Here is a 375-nt window from a genome sequence, read left to right on the forward strand (position 1 = left end):
GACCACGAAGTTGCCAGTCAGCACCTATTTTGGGGTTGAGGTGGATATCCACTTCATCCTCGTAAAATACGGGATGTTCAGCGCTACACTGGGCAAGAGCCTCGACGATAACAGCCATTTTTTCTTCTTTATGTGGATCGCGAATACGCAGTGTTGGTGCCGCTCTTCGCCAGACCAATCCAGCAGAGGGAAGCCAACGACGAACCGTCGAAGCATGCAAGCTGCAGCCTGTTATCTCATTGATTTTTATTGTTAACAGCTCAGTGCTCCAGCGAGAACGCTGATAACCGAAATCGCTTGGTGAATGCTTAATCAGTTGACGTAACAGCGCACAGATATGCTCAAATGGCCAGCGTCGTCCACGCCCTGGAGATA

Annotated in this window: 1 protein-coding gene; it reads right to left on the reverse strand. The window is 49.9% G+C overall.

Annotated elements, in window-relative coordinates; genetic code table 11:
• A partial coding sequence (locus tag AC2A1E_RS24335; protein ID WP_484385897.1) for a winged helix-turn-helix domain-containing protein occupies positions 1–375 on the reverse strand: 375 nt, incomplete at both ends.

Source organism: Serratia sp. HNCC26DJ206, assembly GCF_057180605.1.